Origin of the sequence: Micromonospora sp. L32, from assembly GCF_052068055.1 — a bacterium.
Lineage (GTDB): Bacteria > Actinomycetota > Actinomycetes > Mycobacteriales > Micromonosporaceae > Micromonospora > Micromonospora purpureochromogenes.
In genome coordinates this window covers 1-23588 of the sequence record NZ_JBQHDD010000016.1, presented here as the reverse complement: position 1 = coordinate 23588, position 23588 = coordinate 1, and the positions used below count along the sequence as shown (strand labels likewise).

The following is a 23588-nucleotide window of genomic DNA, read 5'->3' as shown; positions in this document are numbered from 1 at the left end:
GAGGTAGGCGGCGGTGAGGCCGAGGTGGGCAAGCAGGTGTGGGCGGTGGTGGCGCGTCGGCAGCTCGTAAACAACGGAAGGACCCCCTCCTATCGCTTTCCGCACAGGAGGGGGCCCTTTCTAACCGGTCAGCGGTGGTCGAAGGCAACCGCTCACCGAAGGGCGAACGTGACCACGTTGTCGGTCTGCTTGGCGTCGTCCACGGGGTCGCGCTCGGTGTTCAGGCGCATCACCTGAGCGGTGCCCGACACGGTGCCGAGCTGCCCTGGGTGGAAGAGGCCGAGCACCAGCGTCTTCGTCTCGCCGGCCCGCATCTTGCCTAGCAGGCAGGTGATTTTGGTGGGCTTGATGTCGTTGCGGCCCACCTCCAGGCAGCCCGACCAACCCGCGCGCTCCTGGCGCACGTCACTGTCTCCGAAGTTCAGCCACAGGAAGGCGTAGTCCACGTCGGCGGGTCCCGCGTTGTGGATCGTGACGGTGGTGTTGCCGTGCCGCGTACCGTCGGCGGTCGGCTCGCCGAACGTAACGTCCGTGGCGGTGACCCGCAGGTCAGCCTGCTTCGCGGCAGGGAAGGTGGTCGGGCCGCCGGTCTGCTCGAACCTCTCGCCGGTCCACTCGTACTTCCGCCACTGCCACTGGATTGTCTCCGCCGATTCGCCGCCGCCCGGTGCGCTGTCGCCCACCTTGACCCGGACGATCCCATCGGCGCGCGGATCGATCCCGGAGATCCAGCCGATCTTCTCTGCCGTGGGGGCGCCCACGATCCGGTCGGTCGCGACGACCCGGCCGAGCGTGACGATATTCCCGCTGTCGTTCCGGTCGAACGCCACAACCTGGGACTGTCCCGTCTGCAGGTAGACGCACCGGATGATCGCTATGGTCTCCTGGGCGCCGTCCCGGTCGACGTCCCCGTACTTGACCGTGGTCAGCCAGTTGTCTCCGTCCTGGACGCCCTTGTCGGACAGCCGGGCGCCGGCGTCCGCGCAGGGCGCGTCGCTCGCCCATGCCGGCAGGTCGACCGTCGCGGCGAGCAGTTGAGCCCGGCTGATTCGCCCGTCCGGGGCCGCCTGCGCCTTGGACGTAGCGCTCGCCGATGGGCTTACCGACGGTGCCTGGGTGGTGCCCGGCGTTGGCTCGGTCGAGGTGGCCGGCGCTGGCGGCGCCGGACCACGGCCGAGGGCGGCGTACCCGGCCGCCGGGCCTGCGATGAGGACGAGGGCGACCGCCGGTCCGGCCGTGACCGCGACCTTGCGGCGGCGGCGCACCGTCGTGCGTACGGCGTGGGAGCCGGCCGGCGTGACGTCGGCCATCAGCTCGTTGCGGTAGGCGGCGAATTGGGTGTCCAGGAAGGTGTCCTCGTTAGTCACGGCTCTTCTCCTCCTTGCGTTCGGTCAGGTGGGCGGCCAACGCCGTGCGGCCGCGGTGCAACCAGGACTTGACGGTTCCTTCCGCCACGCCCTCCTGACGAGCGATCTCCGAGACGGGCATATCGGCGAGGTGGTGCAGGACGACGGCCCGGCGCTGGTTGGCGGGCAGGACCGCAAGTGCGGCCTCCATTGCGACCCGATCCGGGCTGGGCCCGGGCACGTGCTCTTCGCGCTGACGACGCAGGAAGAGCTGGGCGGTACGCATCCGCCGCCACCGGCTGGTGGCCAGATTCCAGGCGACCTTGCGGACCCAGGCGGCCGGGTCGTCGTACCGGACGATCTTCTGCCACCGGGAAAACGCCCGGCAGAAGGCCTCCTGTACCAGGTCCTGGGCCTGCCCGAGGTCGCCGGTGTACGCGCATAGTTGCACCGTTATCCTCCGGAAGTGGGCCTGGTAGAACTCATCGAAGTCGATCTCGAGTGATTCCCGCCCGGCGCCTGGCGGCGGTGGCTCGTCGAGGCGCGGCGGCGTAGTCAATTGCACGATCCCTCCCCATGTCGATCCCGGCCACTGGCCGGGAGGCGCTGTTAACACGTGCCGCCCTCGGCATCGGTTGCAGGCCGAAGCCCTTGTGGTCGACTTGGTCGTGCAGCTGCCAGGAGTGCTCGGCGAACCCGCTGTTCCACGGCGCGGCCGACTTCGCCGTCCTACACGTATTGATCGACCGGCCGCAGCGAGGGCACCCCGACTCAGGCTGGTAACGGCTCCTTAACTCTTTGAGTGTTGGAGTCGGCGCCAGCAGTTGATGGCGCAGGCGAGGGTGAGGAAGGCTTGGTGGATGTCGTCGCGGATCTCCCAGCGGATGCGTAGGCGGCGGAACCAGTGCAGCAGGGCGATGGTCTGCTCGACGACCCACCCGTCGGGTGCCAAGGCTGGAGCCGTGGTCGATGCCGCGTCGGGCGATGACCGGGTGTGATGCCCTTGGCCCGCAACTCACGGCGGTAGCAGTCGTAGTCGTAGCCCCGGTCGGCGTAGAGACGCTCGGGTCGCTGCCGGGGCGGCCGCGGATGCCCTTGATTCGGGGGACCATGTTGACCAGGGGCATGAGCTGGGCTGACGGCGAGGGGGATGCCGCCCGCGTCGGTGATGACGTGGTGTTTCGAGCCTGGCTTGCAGCGGTCGACCGGGCTCGGACCGGCTTTGGGCCGTCCTTGAGCGCCCACACGTGGGAGCCGTCGATCACCGCCTGGGACATGTCCAACTGCCCGGCGGCCCGCAGCTTGCCCAGCAGCACCGCATGCAGCTGTTGCCATACCCCGGCGTCTTTCCAGTCCCGCAACCGGCGCCAACAGGTCATCCCTGAGCCGAAGCCCAGCTCCTGGGCAGGTACTCCCACGGGATCGCGGTGTAGAGCAGGAACATGATCCCGCACAACACCTTGCGGGGCTACCCGCAGCAGGCGTCGACCGATTGACTGAAGTTGACTTTTCAACCCATCACGCACTACCGATCACCCAGGTCACTGGCTCAGGCGGTACGGCGGAGTACGCCGAACAACGCGCCCGCATCCTCGGCGAGCTGCAACCGCCGGGGTCACCGATGAGTGTGGGGCAGCACAGCACGGCGCCGATGGAGTTCGCCGGGCATGCTCCGGATGCCTTGACCCTGCCGCGCTTGGATACCGGCTTCGCGGCGACGGCGGCGGTTTACTGCCAGCTCGATGTCAAGCGGCGTGCTGACGCCGGTCAGGACATGGTCGTCACCGAGAGCCGGGCCACCGATCTGACCGCACTGCTCGCGCTGCGTTTGCCCGACGAGAGCCTCACGGTTGAAGCTTGCACTCTGGAGATGCCCTGGGTGCCGAACCTGCTGCTCCTTGACGCGCAGGCCGATGGAGCCGTCCCGGCCTGCCGGCGACCGGCTGCGGCACGCCTCGCACCCAGGCGCAGGAGGCGGTACGCGATCTGCGGTTAACCCCCGTCACGGAAGCCGTCGTCAGGTAGACCGAGTCGAACCCTGCGACGTGCGACCGGCTTCTCCAGTATCCGACCGGCCCGGATGGACCGGTAATCCAGTACCTTGGCCGGGCGGCTCAGCGCGGTCGGACACCGCAGCCTGACGCCGTCCTCCCAACCTGCTCCCAATTTAAGGGGCAGAAGGGCGAAAGCCGGTTACCGGCCGAACCGGTGACGGGCTTTCTACCTGCCTATATTCACGGTGGGCGATACTGGGATCGAACCAGTGACCTCTTCGGTGTGAAACAGGACGCTGCACCGACTCTGACCTGCAGAAACATGAAGCTGCAGGTAGGCGTGGGTGCAGTTGAGCGCCGTTCGGTGCCGTTGGGCGCGGTTCAAGGCCGTTCAGGGCACCCTGATGCTCCCAACCCGCTCCCCCGATCCGGGTCTCGAACCCCGCTGCCGCCGGTCGCCTTCGCCGATGCCGGTTCCGCAGGCGGTCGGTCATGTGGTGCCGGTCTACCGGATTCGTCGTGACCAGTCCGGGCTTAAGCCAGTCGGTCCCTGACGCTCCCGAACTGCTCCCCGAGGTCGGATCACCGCCGCCTCACCCAGCGGAACCGAGTCATAGGATGCGAACAAGGTCGCGCATCGTGGCGAACTGAATGTCGGGGCGCGTCAGGCCCGCGCTAGCACTTCGAACACAGTGCTGCTCCGAGGCCCTCCAGGCAATAGTCGGCGAGATGGTGCAGATGCACGGCGGCCTGGTCATCACCCGGGAGCACGACGCCCACCCCTACCTGCGCAACGCATTCGCGTCCACTCAGCTGTTCGGCGCCCCCAGCACCCACCTGAACCGTCTGGCGGCGAAGTTGCTGCCCTGAGGATCTCGACGTCGGGTGGAAGAATTGCCGGCATGGCCGACCCGATCTCCATCGCCATTGCCGGGTTCCTCGCCGACCAAATTCGCCGCCGTGCCGAGGACAGCGCCTGGGATTTCGGACGGCGTCTCTTCCGCGGCGACCCGTACGAGAAGGAGCTCAGCGGCTCCCTGACCGAGTCGCTACGACGGGCGCTGCAGGTGGCCGTCGGCCTGGACCCGGGCAGCCCGGCGAACGATCGGGCCATCGACGTTCTCCTGCACCAGGCCGATGTGCGGCAGGCCTCCCCCACATTCGACCCCGGACAGCCGATGTTGCTGCAGATCGGGGCGATTATGATCGCTCAGATCGCGCTCATGCGCAGCGATGTCGAGGGTCTCGATGCGACGTGGGGGCCGACCAGCCCGCTGGACTCCCTCGAGGAGGAACTCGGCGTCACCATCGACGACGAGACGCTGGCTCGCCAATGGCTCTCGGAGTTCGTCGCCGATGTCGAGGCCAACCGCCTCCGCGGTGGGGCGCTGGCCTACCTGGCGGTGCAGTTCGACGCGGAACGCAACCGCACGCAGGTCGACAAGCTGGCAGACCATCTTCGGCTGCTCGGAGCCCGGATAAGCGGCTGGGACAACCGTCTTGCCGCGCTCCAGGGCACCGCGGCCGCCGCACCGATGCAGCGGATGATCGGGCACGTCTCGTCCGAGGACGCGGTCCGTGCGCTCGCCGCGACCCGGGCTCGCCGGGTGATCGACACACACCCTTTACTGCCGTCCCAGCCGGTGCGGGTACTGCTGTCCGACGGCTCCTCCGTCGCCGAGTGGATTACCACGGGCCGGGGACCGCTGTCGGTGACCGGCCACGCCGGCACCGGGAAGACGGTGGCGCTGGCCGTGGCAACCGTGGAACTGGCTAGCGCCGCAACCGTGATTCCGGTCTGGGTGCACTGGTGGGACATCGCCGTCCAACTACCGAGCCTGCCAAGCTCCGAGGACTTCGAGCGGGCCGTGGTCAACGCGGTAGCGCCGGACAGCCTGGAGCTGCGGGACGCGCTGCTCGCCGACGTGGCGTCGGGGGGCGTTCAGCTGCTGATCGACGGGATCGACGAGACTGATGGAACCCGGGAGAGCACCGGCCGCAGGCGCGTGTTCCTGCAATGTCTCGTGCGCTGGCGTCATGAGCGGGTCGGCAACTTCGTGCTGGCCGGGCGCCCGGGGCCGTTGGAGTCGCCACTCGACGTCACGGCGATCAGCCTGGCCCGGCCGGATGCCGAGCAGATCCGCAGCATCGTCGCCGACCGGGTCGGAGCCGCTGACGCGCCAACGGTTGTCAAGCGGATCGAGCGGGGGCATCTCGACGACAATCTGCTTCTGATCAATCTGGCGGCGATGGCTGCGGCAAGCGACACCGAACGAACGTGGTCCGAGGCCACATCCTGGTCGAGCACGAGTTCGCTGGTTCCAGTCATCACCCGGACGCTGTGCGAGGGGAGCTGGCGGGACCGGGGTCTGCAGAACCCCGAGCGCGTCGTCGACGACCTGCTCGACGCGGCCGGAGTCGCGGCCTGGAACCTCGGCAAGGGCCGCAGCCCCGGACCGTTCACGCATCGGCAGTTCGTCGAGGCGCTGGGCGGCGACCGGGACCTGGCCTACCAGCTCGAGGACTACAGCAACCTGCTGATCGGCGGACCCCGACGGCTTCAGTTCGTCCACCGACTGGTGGCCGACCACCTCATCGCCCTGCACGCGGCACAAGACCTGAACCTGCTGAAGGCGACGCTGTCGGCTCGGTTCTGGGAGCACGACACGAAGTACCTCTTGCACGACGTCTCGATCATCTCCAACGAACGGGCCGCGTTGCTTGGTGCAGTGGCGATCGTCGCCGACGAGCAGGGACCGGCCTTCGATCGGGGCGCGGAACTGACGGCCGCGGTGGCGAACGTCGACGACTTCGACCTCGACGACCCGAAGTGGGGGTCACTCCGGAACGACACATACGCCATCTGCGCCGCACGCCCAGAGTTCGCCGTCCGGCATCTGGCCACCTGGAAGCACTACTGGGCCGACGCCCGCCAACTCCTCGAGGCATGCCGCATACCGGCCGAGGCTCCGTTAACCGGAGACAGGTTCGACGAGCATGTGACGGCGCTCCTGAGCCGCATCGGCGGTTCTGACCATCCCGAAGCCCGGGTCGCCGCGGCGAACGAGCTCAAGTTGTGGCTCAGAGTCCGGCGCACCGGCCGGGTGAGCGGTGGTGTCGGCGTCGAGGACACATTCGCACCAACCGGTTCGGTCATCATGCCGACGCCCGAAAGCGACAAGAGCGAGTACCTGACGCTCTACAAACGTGAGTCGGCGACCTATCCGTGGACCGAGCGGAAGCCCGCCATCGGATGGCTCCTCTGCCGGCTGCGACCGACACACTGCGACCTGAACGGCGAGGATGTGTGCGAGGGCGGATGGTCCAACCGGTACGTCAAGAGCATCTACAAGCCGTTTGGGCTGCGCTGTGCCTGGGTTTCGGCGATGGCCCGGGATCGCGACTTCGTGCAGCAGTACCTGAACGCCGACGATCTGGCTGCGATCGTGACGGCGGACAGGTTCGAGTGGTCGCGAGCCCATGCCCTCGCCCAACTCGCCTTGGTCGACGCGCAGCGGTTCGCATCACTGCTCGAGGACTGGTGGAACGCGGACGACACGACCGCCGACGAGCAGGCCTGGGTGGTGAGCGAGATTCAGAAGCGCATCGAGTACGAGTCGATCGGTGCCGCGCTCGCCGCGATCGGCCCGTTCCTGCGTGATCCGAGTTTCCTCTCAGCGGCGGGCTTCCCGCCCGCCCACCCGTCGATGCTGGCCGGCAATTGGCGAAGCCACTGGGTCGCGGCGACGTCGCCGACCTGACCGATCTCGATGGGGGTGTTGCGTTGCCTGCGGACAGGGGGCGAGGCAGGCTTGACCGGTGAAGCTATCGCGTCGTGGTTCCTGGTCGCCGCCGAAGTCGGCGTTCGCTGGGTTCCGTTTCCCGCCCGAGGTGATCGTCGTCGCGATCCGCTGGTAATGGTTTGTGTCCGAGGGGCCACACGGACCATTGCCCCACCACCGATGACGATCGGCCAGACCTTGAAGCTCACACAACTCTAGCTGTTTGGTGACCTCTTCGGGCTCGCCGAAGAGGTCGCCACGAGCGGACACCGGTCAGTCAGTGCCTCAGGTTGTGGCGGACCCGCCTCAGGTGGTGGCGGACCGGGTGCCGACGCGGGTCACGAGGTAGCCGAAGGCCGCCGCGGTGAAGAACATGACGATGCCGTAGACGGCCCCCGGGATCGCCATCTGGGTGCTGTTGAGCAGTGCCGGGTTGAGCGCGATCGTGATGGCCAGGGTGCTGTTGTGGATGCCGATCTCGAACCCGGCCGCCGTCGCGGCGCTCCGATCGACCCCGGCCAACCGAGGCAATCCGTATCCGATCGCGAGGCTCAGCAGGTTGAACGCGAGCACGGCCAGGCCGACCGAGACGAAATAGTCGGCAATGTTCTCGCGTTCGCCAAGCACGGCGCCGGCGATCACCGCGACGAGCACGACAATGGACAAGGTCCGTACCGGGCGGTTCAGGCGTTCGGCGACGCGGGGCACCCGGGCCCGGATCAGCATGCCGATCGCGACCGGGATGAGCACGATGGCGAACACCTGCAGCACCTTGTCGAACTGTAGGCCGACGCTCCTCCCGTCGGCCAGGAAGTGCCCCGCCGACAGGTTGACCACGATCGGCAGGGAGAACAGGGCGAGCACTGAGTTGATGGCGGTCAGGGTGATGTTCAGGGCCACGTGCCCGCCGAACAGGTGGCTGTAGAGGTTGGCCGTCGTGCCGCCGGGGGAAGCGGCCAGCAGCATCATCCCGACGGCCAGTTCCGGCGGTAGGTTGAAGGCGAGAACTAGGCCGAAGCAGAGCGCCGGCAGCACCAGCACCTGGCACACCAGCGCGATGGCGGCGGCCTTCGGGTGTTGAGCTACCCGGCGAAAGTCCTCGATGGTCAGTCCGAGACCCAGGCCGAGCATGATGATGCCGAGGGCGATGGGCAGTCCGATCAGGGTCAAGGCTGAGTCCATGACATGACATCGTTACCACCCGGTAACGCCCTCACAATCCCCCATGTGGCTGGGTACGGCCGCCAGCGGCCGAAGACGCCGAGCTCGAATAGGGCGTAGCCGTACCGGGTCAACGCCCGCTGAGTGCAGTAGATCCGTACGCACCGGGCGGCGCCGGTGACCGCGACGTCGACACCGCGGGAGTGTGACGGTCACGCCCGGACGAGCGTGCCAAGTCAGCTCTTGACCGCAGAAGGTGATCGGCTTAGCTTCATCAATCAGGAAAGTCTCTTTACTGATTTCCCTCCATCCCTCGATGGGAGTGCCGATGCGACCATTCCGTCACCGCCTCCTCACCGCAGAGTGACGAGCCGGCGCGCCCGCAACACCCGGGGCAGGTGCCGGATCAAGGCCGCGAGGACAGCTCGGTCCGCCCAGTCCAGTCGTGGCCTCGGATGCTGCCGTCGCAGGACCGCGTTCTCGTGGCGCAGGACAAGGATCTCCACCTCCTTGGCCGACGGTGTCCGGGTGAACAGGATCAGCCAACCGGCGACCCGGCAGAACACGAGATACAGCGGACGAAATCCTACGATCACGATCATCGCCCACGATGCAAGGCATCGCGTTCACCCAGTTCAGCGACCTTGACCCAGTTTGGTACCCCACAGGCCGTGAAGCTGCCGGCTTGTTTATCTACGGGTACGGGACCGCCGCAATGGTGTGGCATTCCGCTCCGTGGACGAGATCGGAAGGCCGGGAGCTACAGCCCAGCGGCGTCGAGTGTCTTGAGAAACGTCGGTCGGCGTTTGTGCTCGATGCGCAGTTCCGCCAGGTACCGCGGGAACGCTGCGGGTTCTCCGGTCGCCTGGTACACCGCCCCCAGCGCCGGTAGTAGGGCGACGGCCCGCCGGTAGCGCCGCTTGTCGGCCGAGTTGAGGATCGCCTGCTCGACGTAGGTCCCGGTACGGCTGGATCACCTCCGCCGGATTCGTCACGGCCCGTCGCTCGAGCAGAGTCTGCCACTGCGCCCCACCGATCGACCGCCGATGGTGCAGGGCTTCGTGCCAGGCCTCGTCGTCACGGCCCACCGCCAACAGCACATCGACCAGCTCCGAGGCGCACGCCGGCTGCTGGGCGACCCGCTCGCGCAGCACCCCCACGGCCCACCCCCTTTGGATCGTCCCCACCGACCACCGCCACTGTGTCGACCAGCGATCGGTACGCCATGGCGGTGGGATGCCGGGCGAACTCCTCCCGCCGGACCCGCACAGCACCCTGCGTGTCACCGGCGGCGACGAGCATGTCGACCAGGACGTCACGGAGCCGGTCCATGTACGGCGAGCCCTCGTTGGCGGCCACGCCCCGCCGGGCCCAGTCGACCGCATCGTCCCGGCGCCCAGCGGCACGTAGCGCCTCGGCGATCCGTTGGTACTGCACGGCACTGGCCAGGTGCTCGGCCAGCACGGTGACATACCGGTCGACGTCGCCCGACACCTCGGCGAGCTGCTCGCGCAGGTCACGCACCGCGAACGCACCGGTCCACGACTGCCGGTCGGCGGTGAGTGCCCGCTCGGCGACCAGTCGCTCCACCTCCGCAATACCCCGCTCCCCGAGCGCGGGAGCGAACTCACTCAGCAGGACACGGGGCCAGCCGGGACCGTCGCACTCCAACTTCAGGCTGATTCGGTCGCGGACCTGTGCCGGTGGTTGCACGGCCCGACTGTGCGCCGCTTGTGGCCAAGCTTGTGGCTCCCGGCCCGGCTGCGGGCGTTGTGGCAGGCACGCTTTCCCGAGCTGACCACGCCGCCCCAGGCGCTGGCCGGGTAGGAGTGGATCAAGTTCACCTCCGCCTGGCGGAGATCGGACTGCGGGTCGCTGCCCGCTACGGGTTCGCGTTGGCCAGCGGCTACGCCGTTCAGGCCCACGGCATCCTGGACCGGCCGAGCAAGGACATCGACCTGTTCACGGCGTGGGAGCGACGTGGCGAGTTCGCCGCAGCAGTGGACGCCGTCGTCTACGGCTACCGCGACGGCGGGTAATCCGTCGAGGTGACGCAGCGGTTCGACACCTTCGCCCGGCTCGCGGTCACCGATCCCGCTCAACCTGAGCATCCGTACAAGGTCGAGCTGGCGGCCAACTGGCGCGCGTTGCCGCCGGTGATGATGGACGTCGGGCCAGTGCTGCACGCCGACGACGTCGTCGCGGGCAAGATGTCCGCCCTGTACACGCGAGCCGAGCCTCGGGACTTCCTGGACATCGACGCGGCCCTCATTACCGGTCGCTACACCCGGACGCGGCTGTGCGAGCTGGCCGAACAGTCCGACGCGGGGTTCGACCGGCGCGTCCTGGCGGACCTGTTCGGAATGTTGGAGCGCTACCCGGACCGGCGTTTCGCCGCCTACAACGCCGACCCCGCCCACATCTGCGAGATGCGCAAACGCTTCGCGCAGTGGCGCGAAGAACTCACCGCCAACCTGCCCTAGCGTTGTTTGAAAGGTGCGAGGCGCGTGCCCTGGTGGCGGTACCGCCACCGCAGCCCTGTATCAATGGATGCGTGACGGCCGGGGCGGCGCCGCGCCGATCGGCGGCGCTCAGGCCACGTGGGCGAGGTAGCCGGCGACCGCCTCGTCCAGCACCTCGCGGCCCGGACGCGACCACACCTCCTCGGCGAAGACCTCCACCTCGATCGGGCCGGCGTACCCGGCGGCGTCCACGGCCTCCCGGAAGCGGCGCAGCTCGACGCAGCCGGTGCCGGGCAACCCCCGGCCGAGCAACACCCCGGCCGGCAGCGGCGTCACCCAGTCGGCCACCTGGAAGCAGGCGATCCGGTTCTCCCGCCCGGCCCGAGCGATCTGCGCCCACACCTGGTCGTCCCACCAGAGGTGGTAGGTGTCGACGACGACGCCGACCGCCTCCGGCGGGTACGGGTCGGCCAGGTCGAGGGCCTGGCCGAGGCTCGCGACCACGCACCGGTCGGAGCAGAACATCGGATGCAGCGGCTCGACGGCGAGTCGTACGCCCGCGGCGAGGGCGTGCGGCACGAGCGCCCCGAGCGCCTCGCCGACGTGCGCCCGGGCGACGTCGAGGTCCCGGCTGTCGGCCGGCAGCCCCCCGGAGACCAGCACCAGCACCGGCGCGCCGACCGCCGCCGCCTCGTCGATCGCCCGCCGGTTCTCGTCGAACCACCCGGGGGCGTCGAAGAACCCGCCCCGGCACAGCGAGGTGACGGTGAGGCCGGCGTCGCGCACGCGCGCCGCGGCCTGCTCGATGCCGTACGCGGCCAGGTCCTCGCGCCACAGCCCCACCCCGGAGACCCCGGCGTCGACGCAGCCCGCGACGAGTTCCGGCAGCGGCCACCGCTTCGTGGTGGCCGAGTTCAGCGCGAACCGCTTCACTGCGTCACCCCCACGGTGGTCATGAACGACCGCGCCCGGTGCGCGGCCAGCTCGGCGTCGGGCAGCAGCCCGGCCGCGTCGGCGAGCCGGATCAGCCGGGCCAGGTGCACCGGCGACCGTCCGGACTGGAGGCCGCCGACCATGGTGAAGTGGTCCTGGTGGCCGGCGAGCCAGGCCAGGAACACGATGCCGGTCTTGTAGTAGAACGTCGGTGCGCCGAACAGGTGCCGGGCCAGCGGCAGCGTGGGCGCGAGGATCTCCTCGTACGTCGCCAGGTCGCCGGCGTCGAGCGCGCGCAGCGCCGCCGCGGCCGGCGGCGCGATGGCGGCCAGCACGCCGAGCAGCGCGTCGGAGTGGCCCTCGCCGTCGCCGCGGATCAGGGCCGGGTAGTTGAAGTCGTCGCCGGTGTAGAGCCGCACCCCGGGCGGCAGCCGCCGGCGCAGCGCGACCTCGAAGTCCTCGTCGAGCAGCGACAGCTTGATGCCGTCGACCTTGCCGGTGTGCGCGCCGATCAGCGCGGCCACCGTGTCGGCGGCCCGCGCGGGATCGGGGTCGCCCCAGTAGCTGGCGAGGGCCGGGTCGAACGCAGGGCCCAACCAGTGCAGCACGACCGGGCCGCCCGCCTCGTCGAGCAGCCGGCCGTAGACGTCGAGGTACTCCTCGGCCGAGCGGGCCGCCGCGGCCAGGTGCCGGCTGCACATGAGCACCGGCCGGGCCCCGGCGTCCTGCGCGTCGGCGAGTTGTTCGGCGTACGCCTTGCGGATCTCGTCGAGGGTGGCCGGACCCGCCGGCAGCTGGTCGGTGGCGACGCCCGCGCAGATCGCGCCGCCCTCGGCCCGAGCCGCACGCGCCGAACGTCGCACCAGCTCGCGCGCGGTCGGGTAATCCAGACCCATGCCCCGCTGGGCGGTGTCCATGGCCTCGGCCACACCGAACCCGTACGACCAGAGGTGCCGGCGGAACGCGAGCGTCGCATCCCAGTCCACGGCGGCGGGCGCACCCGGCACGTTCTCCGCCCCCGGGTCGGCGACGACGTGCGCGGCGGCGTACGCGATCCGGCTGGTGAAGCGGGCGCCGGGCGCGGCGTGCTCGCGCCCGGCGCCGGAGAGGGCGAGGGGCCCGTCGGGCAGGGTGACGGTGGTGCTCACGAGGACAGCTCCGCCACCTCGAGGCGCCGGCCCTCGCGCGCCGACCGCAGGCCCAGCTCGGCCAGCTGCACGCCGCGCGCGCCGGACCACAGGTCCCAGGTGTACGGGGCGTCCTCGGCGACGTGCCGCAGGAACATCTCCCACTGCGCCTTGAACCCGTTGTCGTACACCTCGTTGTCCGGCACCTCCTGCCACTGGGCCCGGAAGTCGTCGCTGGACGGCAGGTCGGGGTTCCAGACCGGCTTCGGGGTCGTGGCCCGGTGCTGTACGCGGCAGCCGCGCAGCCCGGCGACCGCGCTGCCCTCGGTGCCGTCGACCTGGAACTCGACCAGCTCGTCCCGGTTGACCCGGACGGCCCAGGACGAGTTGATCTGCGCCACGATGCCGCCGTCGAGTTCGAAGATGCCGTACGCGGCGTCGTCGGCGGTCGCCTCGTAGGGCTGGCCGTCCTCGTCCCAGCGTCGCGGGATGTGGGTCGTGACGTGCGCGGTGACCGCCCGCACCGGGGCGAAGATCTGCTCCAGCACGTAGTGCCAGTGCGGGAACATGTCGACCACGATGCCGCCGCCGTCGGCGGCCCGGTAGTTCCAGCTCGGGCGCTGGGCCTCCTGCCAGTCTCCCTCGAAGACCCAGTAGCCGAACTCGCCGCGCACCGACAGGATGCGGCCGAAGAACCCGCCCCGCACCAGCCGGTCGAGCTTGCGCAGGCCGGGCAGGAAGAGCTTGTCCTGCACGACGCCGTGCCGCACGCCAGCCGCGTCGGCGGCCCGGGCCAGATCGACCGCGCCGGAGAGGGTGGTGGCGATCGGCTTCTCGGTGTAGATGTGCTTGCCCGCCTCGATGGCCAGGCCGATCGCCTTCTCCCGCTCGCTGGTGACCTGGGCGTCGAAGTAGATCGAGACGTCCGGGCGGGCCAGCGCGGCGGTGAGGTCGGTGGTCCAGTCGGTCAGCCCGTGCCGGGCCGCGACGTCGCGCAGCTTGGCCTCGTTGCGCCCCACCAGGACGAGCTCCGGCCAGAGCCAGCCGCCGCCGCCCAACGGTACGCCGCCCTGCGCACGGATCGCCAGCAGGGACCGGACCAGGTGCTGCCGGTAGCCCATCCGCCCGGTCACGCCGTTCATGACGATCCCGATCGGGACACGTGCCGTCATCGTCTCACCCTCCAGGTAGGCGCTTCCTCCGGCACCCGACTCCTCCGGGTGCCGCAAACCTCGTCCCGGTCTCCCCGGGGACCGCCGGCGGGGACGGCGACGTTGCCGCCGCCCCCGCCGGGTTGGACTCAGGCCGGCGCGCCGGTCACCGTCAGGTGACGCAGCCGGCCGACGTTGTCGAACGAGCCGAACCCGACCCGCCCGGAGCCGAACGTGGTGTCCTTCGCGGTCATCAGCGGGTCCTTGCGGCCGTCGACGTACACCGCGATCTCCCCGGTGGCCGGCAGGTGCACGACCCGCACCTTGTGCCAGTCGGCGTCGGTGACCGCCGGGTTGGCGCCGCGGGACCGCCCGTTCCACTGGTAGTCGATGCGCTGCCGGTCGGCGTTGTTGACCTTGAAGATGCCGTTGTGCGGCAGGATCGTGTTGTCGGTGGAGACGTGGGCGTAGTAGAACTCCGTGTCCGAGCGCCAGCCGAACACGATGATCACGTCCCGGTTGCTGACCTCCACCGGCGTGTCCAACCGCACGTCCGCCTCGATCTCCGCCGAGGACCACTCCGGCCCGTCGGTCACGACCGCGTACTCGAACGGACGGCGCGGACCCGGCCGGCTGTCGCCCGCCTCGGCGAGGATCACCTCGTCCTTGTCGAACTGCCACTTCGACGGGGTCACCGGCGCCCAGCTGTCCGGGCCCGAGGGCTTGTGGAGCCTGGTCTTGCCGACGTCGCCGCTGGCGAACTCCTGGGTGTCGGTGACCTTCCAGATCTTCCCGTTGGCCTTGGCGAGGATGTAGAGCTCCCCCGCGGCGTCGGTGCCGAAGCGCAGGTCGACCCGCTCCGGGTTGCCCGGCGCGCCCGGGCCGGAGAGGTCCTGCATCCGCACCGGGCTGCCGGCCGCGTTGAACAGGGCCAGCCGGTGGATCGGCGCCAGGCCGGCACCCCGGCGCATCTCGTGCGCCTCGGTGTAGAGGACCTGACCGTCGACGAGGTCACCGAAGACGTACTTGCCCTTCAGCGCGGGCAGCTCGTTGCCGCGGTAGACGAACCCGCCGGCCACCGCGACACCCACGTCCGAGGTGCAGTTCCACCCCGGTGCCGGGTTGTGGTCGTACGCGGCCACCGGGTACGTGTAGCCGTACTGCGCGTCGTCGGCGGGCAGCGGGTAGAGCTTGTTGCAGGGGTTCGTGGCCGTCTTGTCGAACCGGAACGCCCCTTCCCGCTCGCTCCAACCGAAGTTGTCGCCGGCGCGCACCTCGTAGATCGCCTCAATGGCGTGCTCGCCGATGTGGCCGAGGAACATCCGGCCGGTGGCCGGGTCCCAGCTGAACCGGTGCGGGTCGCGGAAGCCCACCGCGTAGATCTCGCCGAGCGCGCCGGCCTGGCCGACGAACGGGTTGTCGGCCGGGATGCCGTACTTCCCGTTGGCGGAGTTGGTGCCGTGCGGGTCGATCCGCAGCAGCTTGCCGTGCGGCATGGCCAGGTTCTGCGGGTCGGTGTTGCGGACGCCGAGACCGCCGTCGCCGACGGCGAGGTGGAGCAGCCCGTAGTCGCTCTGGCCGGGCTTCGCCGTGGGGTTGAAGTTGATCTCCTGAATGCCGTGGACCTGGCCGCCGAAGCCGATCCGCAGCACCTCGCGCCGGCTGCCGGCGAACGTGTCGGCGGCCGGGTCGGTGGCCGTCCACTCGGTGATGACACCGTGGAAGAGGACGTTCGTCTGGGCGTAGTCCGGCACCTTGGTCGTTAGCGAGGCCTGTTCCGTGTGGATGGTGTAGAACCGGCCGTTGGTGCCGAACTCCGGGTGGAACGCCACGTAGCCGAAGCCCTGCCCGAGCCCGCGGCCGGAGAAGAACTGTGGCGCGAAGGTCGCGGCCACGTCGAGGTAGACGTGCGGCACGCCATCCTTGACGAGGTACAAGTTGCCGTTGAGGTCGGGTACGGCGCGGCGGCCGGAGCCGTCGGGCAACTCCATGATGGTGTTGATCCGGGCGGTCCGCATGAGCCGCTGGTCGACCGGGGCCGGGTTGGGGAACGACTGGGGGAAGTTGACGTACTCGGAGAGGACCAGCCCGAGCCGGGACTGGGTGGGCATCTCGCGGACCGGGTCTAAGACCGGGTCGGCGGCCCGCGCGGGGCCGGACACCAGGGTGGACAGGACGAGGGTGGCGACCGTGAGTCCGGCCGTCAGCGCGGATCTGCGGATGTTGCCGATACTGCGCACGCGGGTCTCCTTCTCGGTGGGGACGGTGCCGAGGGTGGTCAGCGAGCCATGTAGCGGTATTGCTTCTCGACGTCGGTCGCCGAGGCGACGCTGTCGAGGAACATCAGGGCGTCCATGCGGCAGTCGCACGGGTTCCGCTCCAGCGTGTCCTGCGGGAAGCTCCCGCCGATCTTGATGCCCCGGGGGTCGGAGGCGGTGGTCACGTGCGGGCCGGGCCCCGACACGAGCCACGGGTCGTCGGTACGGGTGTAGAAGCCGTCCACCGGCTGGCCGTTGCGGTAGAGGGCCATGGCGCCGGTGGTGAAGTCGAAGGTGGCGGCGAGGTGCACCCACTCCCCCTTCGGCAGCAGGGTGCGCCAGTCCTCGCTCGCGGCGAAGGTCTGCGAATTGCCGCCGTCGAGGCGCCGGCCGAGCGCGACCAGGCGCAGTTCCCCGTTGACGTCGATCAGTTCGAGCAGCGCTCGGACGCCGTGGCCGTCGGAGTCGCCGGTCAGCACGCCGGCCAGCCCGATCGCGTTGAACCGGTCAGCCGGGTTGCCGGTGGTGGAGTTCAGCGCCGGGCCGTCCATCTCCCGCTTGAACCAGCCCATCACCGTGGTGCCCTCGACCCCGCTGAACGCGCGCAGGGTACGTACGCCGCTCGCCGACCAGATGCCGGCCTTCCAGTCGTCGTTGCCGGCCGCGGCCGGGTTGACCTGCCGGGTCTGCAACGCGTTGCCGCTGCCCGGGTAGGCGTGCTCGGCCACCCGCATGTCGGGGCCGCCGTTGACGAGCTCGATCTCGGTGCCGGAGCGGCCCTGGTCGCGCTCGAGCGCGGCGTCGCCCTCCACGGGGTGGTCGAAGTCGTAGAAGGCGACCAGGTTCGATCGCAGGTGCGGGTGGACGTCGCGCGGGTGGTTCCGGTCCGCCTGCGCCGGGGGTGCCCCGGCGCCCGCCAGCACACCGGCCGCCAGCAGGGCGGCGGTGGCGACGACGGCCCGTCTGGCTGTGGTCATCGCGTACACCTCATTTCGCGTTGCGAGCGGGGGGACGCAACCGCTTTCGGAAGCGCTTACGTGCGTGCATTCGAACTGCCTGGTTGTGCCGCTGTACCTGAGGGCGTTACGGCATGGGCGAGACCGGTGGCTCGGCGGGCCGCCCGCCGAGGTAGAGCTCGCCGAGTTGGGGATCGGCCAGCAGCTGTGCCGCCGGCCCGGAGATGTGCACGCGCCCGAGGTCGAGCACGCAGCCGAGGTCTGCCGTCTCGAGCGCCCGCCGAGCGTTCTGCTCCACCAGCAGCACCGCCGTGCCGGCGTCGCGCATGCGCACGACCTGTTCGAAGACCGTGGTGGTGGCCTTCGGGTCCAGCCCCATGGACGGTTCGTCGAGGAGCACGACCTTGGGGTTGACCATGAGCGACCGGGCGAACTCCACCTGCTTCTGCTGGCCGCCGGAGAGCAGCCCGGCCAGGGAGTTCCAGCGCTGCGCGACGACGGGGAAGACCTCCTTGACGAAGGCCGTCCGTTCGGCGATGAGCGCCTTGTCCTTTAGGGTGTAACCGCCCAGGAGCACGTTCTCGGCCACGGTCATCTCGCGGAAGACGCTGTGCCCCTGCAGGACGTGCGCGACCCCCGAGGCGAGCATCCGCTGCGGGCCCTGACCGGTCACGTCCACGCCCCCGACGAGAATCCGCCCAGAACGCGGCTTGAGCAGCCCGCTGGCGACCTTGAGGACGGTCGACTTGCCGGCGCCGTTAGGCCCGACGAGGCAGACGATCTGGCCGGCCGGCACCGAGACGGTCAGGCCGCGCAGCACCGGCGCCGCGCGCCCGTAGCCGGCCTGGATGTCGACGAGTTCGATTTCAGACGCCAAGGTAGGCCCCCAGCACGCGTTCGTCGGAGCGGATGAGCGACGGCGAGCCCTCGGCGATCGGGCGGCCGCGGTCGAACACCACGATGTGGTCACTGACACTCATCACCAGGTCCATGTTGTGCTCGACGATCACGAAGGTCCTTCCCTCGGCGTTGAGCTCGCGGACCAGGGAGCCGATCCGGTCCAGCAGCGCCGGGTTGACGCCGCCGGCCGGCTCGTCGAGCAGTACGGTCTCCGGGTCGCTCATCAGCACGCCGGCGAGTTCCAGCAGCTTCTGCTGGCCCCACGACATGTTGCGGGCCTCCACGTCGGCCAGGTGCTCGATGCCGAGGCGGGTGAGCCAGCCCCGGGCCCGGTCGACCTCCGCCCGGGCGCGAGCGCCGCGCAGCTGGCCGGTCAGGCCGGCTGGGCGGACCGCGGCGAGCACGTTGTCCAGCGCCGACATCCGGGGGAACACCCGGCACAGCTGGAAGGTACGCCCCACGCCGGCGCGGACGATGGCGTGCGGCGCCTTACGGGTGATGTCCCGCCCCCGGTAGGTCGTCTGCCCGCTGTCCGGACGGATCATCCCGGTGACGCAGTTGAAGAACGTCGTCTTGCCCGACCCGTTGGGCCCGATCAGCGCGTTGACCTGGCCGTGCCGGAACTCGACGGTGGCACCGTCGAGCGCCACCACACCGCCGAACGCCTTGGTCAGGCCCGCGGTCGCCAGGCTGCGTACCTCGCTCATGCCGTCACCTCCCTGCGGTCGGCGACGGCATGAGGCTCCACCGCACTGTGCCTGATGATTCGCTCGCAGCGCTCGCTCATGCCCGCTCCTTGGTGGGCTCCGGGCGACCCCCCGTGGTGGCCGCCGCCGCGTCGACCGGCTCCCGCGCTCCCGCCGGCGTACCTGCACCCGCCGCCCGCTGGTCGCGGAGCTGCCCGGCCGTGACCTCGCGGATGGAGCTCTGCGCCGGCCGGAGCATCCGGTTGAGCAGCCCGCCGATCGCCGGCAGGACGCCGTCGGGCATGAAGAGCACGACCAGGGCGAGCAGCAGGCCGGTCGCGACCAGGTGCAGCGGCGTGTTGCCGAACTCCACCTTGAAGTACTCCAGCGCGGTCCCGACCACGAGTGCGCCGACCAGCGGGCCGAACAGGTGCCGGACGCCGCCGAGCAGCGCCATCAGCACCATGTAGGAGCCGGTGAGGATGGAGAACTGGAAGACCGGGTCGAGGTCGCCGAACCAGAGCGCGTAGAGCCCACCGGCCAGGGCGGTGAACCCCGCCGAGACCACGAAGACCACGAGCTTGTACGCGAACGTCGGCGTGCCCAGCGCCTCCGCCTTGTCCTCGTCCTCCCGGATCGCCTTGAGCCCGAGGCCGAACCGCGAGCGGTCGATGAGCCACCAGACCAGCAGCGCGAGTCCGAGCAGACCGGCGAAGAGGAAGTAGAAGACCCGGTGGTGCTCCGGGCGCAGCAGCCCGGGGAACGGCCGCGGGACCACCAGCCCGCGCGACCCACCGGTGACCGAAGCCCAGCTCTGGAAGACCAGCAGCAGGATCAGCACCAGCGCGATCGACACGATCACGAACGAGGCGCCACGCACCCGCAGCGCCGCGAAGCCGATCGGCACGGCGAGCGCGGCCACCAGCAGTGCCGCGACCACCAGGGCCACGAAGCTCGGCAGCCCGGCCTTCGTGACCAGCAGGGCGGTGCAATAGCCGCCCAGCCCGGCCAGCGCCCCGTGACCGAGGGAGATGTAGCCGGTGAACCCGCCGACGAAGTTCCACGACGTGGAGAGCACCGCGTAGTTGAGCACCACGATGCCCGCCGACAGGATGTACGGGTTGGGCGCCAGGGACGGGAAGGACAGCACCGCGGCGGCGAGCACGAGGACCGCGACCGCCTGGACGATCCAGCCGACGGGCCGGCGCGCCGCCGCCGTCGCTGTTGCCGCTGTTCTCGCCGCCGGCGCCGTGGTCGGTTCAGAAGCGCTGGGCAAGGCGACCTCCGAAGAATCCTTGTGGCCGGAACGCCAGGGTCGCGAACAGGGCGAGGTAGAAGATCGTCTGCGCCCAGGTCGTACCCAGTGGAATCTGCAGCAGGCTCTGCATCAGGCCGAGCACCATGGCGGCCATGGCGGCCCCGGGTACGCTGCCGAGCCCGCCCACCACGATGATGGCCATCAGCGGGCCGATCCAGTGCCAGTGCAGCGAGGGGTAGATGGTGGTGTCGAGGGCCAGGGCGGTGCCGCCCACCGCGGCGGTGGCGAGGCCGATCCCGAAGCCGTACCCGGCGACCCGCTCGGTCTCGATGCCGATGAGCCGGGCGGCGTCGCGGTGCTGGATGGTCGCCCGCAGCGCCCAGCCGAACGTCGTCTTCTTCATCAGCAGGTAGAGGGTGAGCAGGGCGACGGCGGCGAGGCCGAACGCGATCAGCTTGACGACCGCGATGCGGGCCCCGAAGAGCCCGAAACTCGCCGCGCCGTAGCCGAGCTGGATGCGCCGCTGGGTGCCGCTGAACACGTACCCGAGCAGCCCCTCGATGAGAACCGCTATCGCGAACGTCAACAGCACCGACATCATGGTCAGGGTGACCGGGCGCAGTCGGGCCAGGAGCAGCCGTTGCAGCGTCACCCCGAAGCCGAAGAAGAGCGGCACGGTGACGATCATCGACAGCAGCGGGTCGACGCCCAGCCGGGAGTGGGACCACCAGGCGAGGTAGGCGGCGAGGATGAGGAACGCCGAGTGGGCGATCATCACGACTCGCATAATTCCGAAGTAGAGGGTCAGGCCCGCCGCCAGGAGGGCGTAGAGCCCTCCCAGCAGCAGACCCAGGATGATGCTCTGGAAGAGCAGGGCACCGGATGGCATCTGGCTACCAGGCCGGCTTCGGGTAGACGAACTCGGTCTCCTTGGCGTCGGCCGGCAGCACGATCTGGATCTGGCCGCCCACCCACTGCTGGATCATGTGTGCGCCCTTGGGCTTGCCCGTCTCGTCCCAGGAGAGCGGGCCGACCACCGTTTCCACGGTGTTCTTGCGTACCCAGTCGACCAGCCTCTTTTGGCAGTCCCCCTGCTCGGCGCAGCCGGCGGCGGTGACCGCCGCCGCAACGACCTGGCCGGTCGTGTACGCGTTGGCCTCGTCCTCCTCCGGCGGCGAGCCGAACTGCGCCGTGTACTTCTCGACGAACTCCTTGTTGCTCGGGTACGGCGCCTTCTGGGTGTAGCCGGTCGGGGAAAGGATCCCCTCGGTCTTGTTGCCGATGGCCTTGGCGAACTCGGGGTTCGTCGGCGCGGTGGAGAATGCGGCGAGCTTCGGCTGGTACTTGAGCTGCTGGAGGGCGACGATCAGGTTGACGCCGTCCTGGTACTGCGAGCCGCCCACCAGGATGTCGGCCTTCGAGGCCGCGATCTTCGCGGCGATGCTGCCGAAGTCGGTGGTGTTCGGCGGGTAGACCTCGTTGACGACCGTGCGGATGCCGGCCGCCTCGAGCTTCTCCTTCAGCCCGTACGCTGTGCCCTGCGCGAACGGGTCGTCCATGGCCGCGTACGCCGCGGTCTTGGGCCGCTGGTCCGCGGGCAACGCGAGGAGGTACTCGGCCAGGTGGTTGTAGTGGTCGTTGGCCACCGCCGGGGCGGCGTAGAACAGGTTCTTGAAGCCCTGCTCGAAGACCTGCTTCGCCGCGCCCGCGGGCTCGACGAAGAGCATGCCGTACTCCTCGGCCACGCGGCCCGCGGGCACGACGAGGCGGGTCGAGAACGGACCCACCACCAAGTCGACCTGGTCCTTGCCGATGAGCTGCTCGTAGTCGGCGACCACGCGGTCCGCGTTGGACTGGTCGTCGAGAATCTTCAGCTCGACCTTGCGGCCCAGCAGGCCGCCCTTGTCGTTGATGATCTTGGCCCAGGCCTCGTAACCGCGCTGGACACCCTTGCCCGGCTCGGAGAAGTCTCCGGTCAGCGGGAGGGAGATCCCGATCACAATCGGTTCATCGGGGGCGGCCGATCCGCCGCCGCCGTCGCCACTGCAGGCCCCCAGCGCAAGCGTCATCGTCGCGCCGAGGGCTGTCATCCACTGCATTCGCCTGAAACGGGTTGTCATCCCGTGACGCTCCTTTGCCGGGACGGAAGCGCTTACGGAAGCGCTTTCGTAGACTAGGCTGTGTTACGCGTCACTAGCAATAGTCAGATGACATGGATGTTTCTGGGGAGTTGCCGAATGCCCAAGCCTGGCCCGAGACTGCGCCTCGTCGACGTGGCCGAGCGCGCCGGGGTCTCGCTGGCGACCGCGTCCCGCGCTCTCTCCGGCCGGGACGGCGTCAGCGAAGAGGTAGCCAGTCGCGTCCGGCAGGTTTCGCGGGAGCTCGGGTACGTCGCCAACCCGTACGCCCGCACCCTTGCCGGCGGCGCCAGCTCCACTGTGGGGTTGGTGGTCCACCAGGTCGACGACCCGTACTTCTCGGAGATCGCCGGTGGGGTCATCCAGGTCGCCGCCGAGGAGGGGCTGCTGGTGCAGATCTGCCACTCCGGCCGCGACCCCGAAGCCGAGCTGCGGCAGCTGCGCCACCTCATCGCGCAGCGGGTGGGGATCATCCTGATCGCCGGGTCCGGCTACGACGACCCCCGGGTGGAGGCCGAGGCGCGGGCCGAGCTGTCGGAGTTCCAGAGCCTCGGCGGCCGGGTCGCCGTCATCGGCCGGCACGCGCTCGGCGTCGACGCCGTGCGGCCCGACAACGAGGCCGGCGGCCGGGCGCTCGCCGAGCACCTGCTGGAGCTCGGGCACCGGCGCATCGCGGTCGCCGCCGGCACGGCGGGACTCACCACGGTCGCCGACCGGCTCGCCGGGGTCTCGTCCGCCCTGCGACAGCGCGGGCTCTCCCTCGACAGCCTCCCCGTCGTCCACTCCGATTTCACCCGGGACGGCGGTCGGGTGGCCGCTGAGCAGATCCTGCGCGACCACCCGGAGACGACCGCGATCATCGCGCTCAACGACGCGATGGCGATCGGGGTGCTGTCGACGCTCCGCGCGCACCGCGTCCCCGTGCCCGAGCGGATGTCGGTCGTCGGCTTCGACGACATCTCCGTCGCCGCCGACCTCGCACCCAGCCTCACCACCGTCCGGCTGCCGATGACCGACATGGGGCGGATGGCGCTCACCCTCGCGCTCAAGCCCCCCTCGACCCGCCCCCGGCGCCGGGCGACCGGGCACGCCCTGGTGGTACGCGACTCGACCGGCCCCGTACCGCCGCGCTGAGTGTCGAGACCGGCCGGTGCCGACACCGGGTGTTACGTCCGCAAGGGCTACGCCGCCGCCGTGTGGGGCTCGAATACTCGGTTCGGCCGTCTGAAGTGCGGTTCTGTGCGAGCTCGACGTCTCACCCAGCCGGTCACTGCGCAGCGGACGACCAACCACCAGCCGCTTCAACAAACTCAACACACCACAGAGTCAAGACCCACAAACCAGCCCCGCCGGAGATCTGGGACTGCCCCGGGTTCGGTTGACTCGCGGGGTTGAGTGGTTCAAGCCGCGTGTGCGGGCCTGTTGATTGTCTCAAA

The 23588-nt window shown here is 69.8% G+C and carries 18 protein-coding genes and 3 pseudogenes; 5 read left to right on the top strand and 16 right to left on the bottom strand.

The features are described from left to right. Positions 1–152: 152 nt before the first annotated feature. The 3 genes and pseudogenes from ACTMTB_RS29435 to ACTMTB_RS29425 form a co-directional block, all read right to left on the bottom strand. Positions 153–1310 carry a hypothetical protein gene (locus tag ACTMTB_RS29435; protein ID WP_441149422.1) on the bottom strand — a complete coding sequence of 386 codons (1158 nt, stop codon included), beginning with the start codon at positions 1308–1310 and terminating at the stop codon, positions 153–155. A gap of 49 nt (positions 1311–1359) precedes the next feature. Then, entirely contained in the window at positions 1360–1911 is a 552-nt protein-coding gene (locus ACTMTB_RS29430; RefSeq protein WP_441149421.1) for a SigE family RNA polymerase sigma factor, read from the bottom strand. Positions 1912–2136: 225 nt separating this feature from the next. Further along, positions 2137–2811 (bottom strand): annotated as a pseudogene (locus ACTMTB_RS29425) (IS5 family transposase); the annotation flags it as partial. Between the two features lie 27 nt (positions 2812–2838). On the opposite strand from ACTMTB_RS29425, the gene ACTMTB_RS29420 reads away from it, so the two are divergent. From ACTMTB_RS29420 to ACTMTB_RS29410, 3 genes are all read left to right on the top strand, one after another. Beyond that, complete coding sequence (locus ACTMTB_RS29420; RefSeq protein ID WP_441149420.1) at positions 2839–3342, top strand: hypothetical protein; 504 nt, start codon at positions 2839–2841, stop codon at positions 3340–3342. 649 nt (positions 3343–3991) lie between these two features. Continuing rightward, positions 3992–4210: an acyl-CoA dehydrogenase family protein gene (locus ACTMTB_RS29415; RefSeq protein WP_441149419.1), complete on the top strand. Its 219-nt coding sequence runs from the start codon at positions 3992–3994 to the stop codon at positions 4208–4210. Between the two features lie 32 nt (positions 4211–4242). Then, complete coding sequence (locus tag ACTMTB_RS29410; protein ID WP_441149418.1) at positions 4243–7101, top strand: hypothetical protein; 2859 nt, start codon at positions 4243–4245, stop codon at positions 7099–7101. A gap of 327 nt (positions 7102–7428) precedes the next feature. Here ACTMTB_RS29410 and ACTMTB_RS29405 read toward each other — a convergent pair whose 3' ends face one another. The 3 genes and pseudogenes from ACTMTB_RS29405 to ACTMTB_RS29395 form a co-directional block, all read right to left on the bottom strand. Further along, on the bottom strand, positions 7429–8304 hold the full coding sequence (locus tag ACTMTB_RS29405) for a bile acid:sodium symporter family protein (RefSeq protein ID WP_441149417.1): 876 nt from the start codon (positions 8302–8304) through the stop codon (positions 7429–7431). 341 nt (positions 8305–8645) lie between these two features. Continuing rightward, positions 8646–8885: pseudogene (locus tag ACTMTB_RS29400) on the bottom strand (hypothetical protein); the annotation flags it as partial. Positions 8886–9360: 475 nt separating this feature from the next. Then, positions 9361–9996: a DUF6880 family protein gene (locus tag ACTMTB_RS29395; protein ID WP_441149416.1), complete on the bottom strand. Its 636-nt coding sequence runs from the start codon at positions 9994–9996 to the stop codon at positions 9361–9363. A 116-nt stretch (positions 9997–10112) separates the two neighbouring features. Between ACTMTB_RS29395 and ACTMTB_RS29390 the strand changes: the two are divergent. Next, positions 10113–10766: pseudogene (locus ACTMTB_RS29390) on the top strand (nucleotidyl transferase AbiEii/AbiGii toxin family protein). A 108-nt stretch (positions 10767–10874) separates the two neighbouring features. Here ACTMTB_RS29390 and ACTMTB_RS29385 read toward each other — a convergent pair. The 10 genes from ACTMTB_RS29385 to ACTMTB_RS29340 form a co-directional block, all read right to left on the bottom strand. Further along, entirely contained in the window at positions 10875–11678 is an 804-nt protein-coding gene (locus tag ACTMTB_RS29385) for a sugar phosphate isomerase/epimerase family protein (protein WP_280838595.1), read from the bottom strand. Continuing rightward, a complete protein-coding gene (locus tag ACTMTB_RS29380; RefSeq protein WP_441149415.1) occupies positions 11675–12826 on the bottom strand; it encodes a dihydrodipicolinate synthase family protein in 1152 nt (383 codons plus the stop codon). Before ACTMTB_RS29380 ends, ACTMTB_RS29385 begins: the two co-directional genes overlap by 4 nt. After that, complete coding sequence (locus ACTMTB_RS29375) at positions 12823–13977, bottom strand: Gfo/Idh/MocA family protein (protein ID WP_280838593.1); 1155 nt, start codon at positions 13975–13977, stop codon at positions 12823–12825. The genes ACTMTB_RS29380 and ACTMTB_RS29375 overlap by 4 nt, the downstream gene beginning before the upstream one ends. 128 nt (positions 13978–14105) lie before the next feature. After that, on the bottom strand, positions 14106–16196 hold the full coding sequence (locus ACTMTB_RS29370) for a PQQ-dependent sugar dehydrogenase (protein ID WP_441149414.1): 2091 nt from the start codon (positions 16194–16196) through the stop codon (positions 14106–14108). 38 nt (positions 16197–16234) lie between these two features. Then, the gene (locus tag ACTMTB_RS29365; protein ID WP_441149413.1) at positions 16235–17191 is read right to left on the bottom strand and encodes a LamG-like jellyroll fold domain-containing protein; all 957 of its coding nucleotides are present in this window, start codon (positions 17189–17191) and stop codon (positions 16235–16237) included. Positions 17192–17297: 106 nt separating this feature from the next. After that, positions 17298–18047, bottom strand: coding sequence for an ABC transporter ATP-binding protein (locus tag ACTMTB_RS29360; RefSeq protein WP_357915434.1), 750 nt, complete (start codon positions 18045–18047; stop codon positions 17298–17300). Continuing rightward, positions 18037–18777, bottom strand: a complete 741-nt coding sequence (locus ACTMTB_RS29355; protein WP_441149412.1) for an ABC transporter ATP-binding protein — start codon at positions 18775–18777, stop codon at positions 18037–18039. The genes ACTMTB_RS29360 and ACTMTB_RS29355 overlap by 11 nt, the downstream gene beginning before the upstream one ends. Positions 18778–18853: 76 nt before the next feature. Then, a complete protein-coding gene (locus ACTMTB_RS29350; RefSeq protein WP_441149411.1) occupies positions 18854–20032 on the bottom strand; it encodes a branched-chain amino acid ABC transporter permease in 1179 nt (392 codons plus the stop codon). Then, positions 20016–20903 carry a branched-chain amino acid ABC transporter permease gene (locus tag ACTMTB_RS29345; RefSeq protein ID WP_441149410.1) on the bottom strand — a complete coding sequence of 296 codons (888 nt, stop codon included), beginning with the start codon at positions 20901–20903 and terminating at the stop codon, positions 20016–20018. The genes ACTMTB_RS29350 and ACTMTB_RS29345 overlap by 17 nt, the downstream gene beginning before the upstream one ends. Positions 20904–20907: 4 nt before the next feature. Further along, positions 20908–22014 (bottom strand): amino acid ABC transporter substrate-binding protein, encoded by a 1107-nt coding sequence (locus ACTMTB_RS29340; protein WP_441149409.1) that lies wholly within the window; start codon positions 22012–22014, stop codon positions 20908–20910. 237 nt (positions 22015–22251) lie between these two features. Here ACTMTB_RS29340 and ACTMTB_RS29335 point away from each other — a divergent pair, with 237 nt between their 5' ends. Next, positions 22252–23286, top strand: a complete 1035-nt coding sequence (locus ACTMTB_RS29335; protein WP_377606397.1) for a LacI family DNA-binding transcriptional regulator — start codon at positions 22252–22254, stop codon at positions 23284–23286. Positions 23287–23588 lie beyond the last annotated feature (302 nt).

Excerpts from the sequence above, each read along its gene's own strand:
- ACTMTB_RS29435 (WP_441149422.1), bottom strand. The coding sequence starts at position 1,310 with ATGGCCGACGTCACGCCGGCCGGCTCCCACGCCGTACGCACGACGGTG.
- ACTMTB_RS29415 (WP_441149419.1), top strand. The coding sequence starts at position 3,992 with ATGTCGGGGCGCGTCAGGCCCGCGCTAGCACTTCGAACACAGTGCTGC.
- ACTMTB_RS29410 (WP_441149418.1), top strand. The coding sequence starts at position 4,243 with ATGGCCGACCCGATCTCCATCGCCATTGCCGGGTTCCTCGCCGACCAA.
- ACTMTB_RS29405 (WP_441149417.1), bottom strand. The coding sequence starts at position 8,304 with ATGGACTCAGCCTTGACCCTGATCGGACTGCCCATCGCCCTCGGCATC.
- ACTMTB_RS29375 (WP_280838593.1), bottom strand. The coding sequence starts at position 13,977 with ATGACGGCACGTGTCCCGATCGGGATCGTCATGAACGGCGTGACCGGG.
- ACTMTB_RS29365 (WP_441149413.1), bottom strand. The coding sequence starts at position 17,191 with ATGACCACAGCCAGACGGGCCGTCGTCGCCACCGCCGCCCTGCTGGCG.
- ACTMTB_RS29355 (WP_441149412.1), bottom strand. The coding sequence starts at position 18,777 with ATGAGCGAGGTACGCAGCCTGGCGACCGCGGGCCTGACCAAGGCGTTC.
- ACTMTB_RS29345 (WP_441149410.1), bottom strand. The coding sequence starts at position 20,903 with ATGCCATCCGGTGCCCTGCTCTTCCAGAGCATCATCCTGGGTCTGCTG.
- ACTMTB_RS29335 (WP_377606397.1), top strand. The coding sequence starts at position 22,252 with ATGCCCAAGCCTGGCCCGAGACTGCGCCTCGTCGACGTGGCCGAGCGC.